Here is a 1,256-nt window from a genome sequence, read left to right as displayed (position 1 = left end):
CGCCGAGCCCGACGACCAGGACGCCGACGGCCGTGCCGCCGGAGACCTCGGCCAGTTCGCGGGCGCGCCGCGCGGCGTTCAGCGAGGAGGCGGGGGACGCGGGCGGCGGGGCCGCCTCGACGGGCCGGCGAAGACGTGTCATGAGACCTCCTTCGTCGGAGGGGGTGACCACAGGCGCGTGCTTTTGACTCCCTCGCTCCGTTCGGTCATGGGGCCTCCTTCGTCGCGGGGAGTGACCACGGGCGCGTGCTGTCGGTTCCCCCGCTCCGCCCGGTCATGGGGCGAGGTACCTTTCGAGAATCTGCCGGAGCTCCTCGTCGAAGGCGGCCGCCGACAGGGCCGGGCCGTCCTCGGTCATGATGTGGCCGGACATGGCGAAGGACTGGAGGACGAGCAGCAGGGAGCGCGCCTGCCGGGCCGGGTCGCCGGCGCGCACACTGCCGTCGCGATGGCCCGCCCGCAGCGTCGCCTCGATCGCGCGCAGCATGGCCTCCTGGCTCGTGCCGCGCCGTTCGAGGATGTAGGGGAGCAGGACCTCGGGATCGACTTGCATGATCTTGTGGAAGAGCGGGTGCGCGCGGAGGGCGGCGACCCCGGTGACCAGGGCCTCGACGGCCTGGACCCGTACCGGTGAGCCGTCCTCGGGCGGCGCCACGCGCGAGACGACGGCGGCCCACTCGCGGGTCATCAGGTCGGCGACCAGCGTCCGCACGTCCGGCCAGCGCCGGTAGATCGTCATGCGGGACACCCCGGCACGGCGCGCCACGTCGGTGAGCGTCGTACGGCGCACGCCCACCGCCAGCACGCAGTCACGTGTCGCGTCCAGCACGGCATCCTTCTTGTGACGAATCGACGCCATATGTCACAGTGTAACTGCGCTGGATAGGGGGTAGCCATGTCGATCGTGGACATGTCGTGGAGCGGCTGGGGTGATCCGGAGCGGGCCGAGCGCCTGCCGGACTCCGTGGCCGGACTGCTGCGCGAGCTGCTCGGCGTGCACGCCGAGCCGGCTCAGCCCGTCAAGCTCGCCGAGATCGAGCCGCCGCCGGCCCGGCCCGTCCCCGGCGTCCTGGAGGACGTCGTCGGCGCGGAGCACGTGCGCACGGACGCCGAGACGCGTATCCGCCACACGCGTGGCAAGTCAACGCCGGACCTGCTGCGCATCCGCGCGGGCGACGCCGGCGGCGCGCCCGACGCGATCGTGCTGCCCGGGTCCCACGACGAGGTCGCGGCGGTTCTCGACCGGTGCTCCGAGC

The 1,256-nt window shown here is 73.2% G+C and carries 1 protein-coding gene and 1 pseudogene; one reads left to right on the top strand and one right to left on the bottom strand.

All coding sequences use genetic code 11. The features are described from left to right. Nucleotides 1-274: 274 nt before the first annotated feature. Nucleotides 275-859: a TetR/AcrR family transcriptional regulator gene (locus ACFFNX_RS50400; protein ID WP_378213613.1), complete on the bottom strand. Its 585-nt coding sequence runs from the start codon at nt 857-859 to the stop codon at nt 275-277. 36 nt (nt 860-895) lie between these two features. Here ACFFNX_RS50400 and ACFFNX_RS50395 point away from each other — a divergent pair. Next, nucleotides 896-1,256: pseudogene (locus ACFFNX_RS50395) on the top strand (FAD-binding oxidoreductase); the annotation flags it as partial.

Source organism: Actinoallomurus acaciae, from assembly GCF_042429965.1.
GTDB lineage: Bacteria > Actinomycetota > Actinomycetes > Streptosporangiales > Streptosporangiaceae > Actinoallomurus > Actinoallomurus acaciae.
The sequence above is the reverse complement of the archived record's forward strand: the minus strand, read 5'-3'. Positions and strand labels throughout refer to the sequence as shown.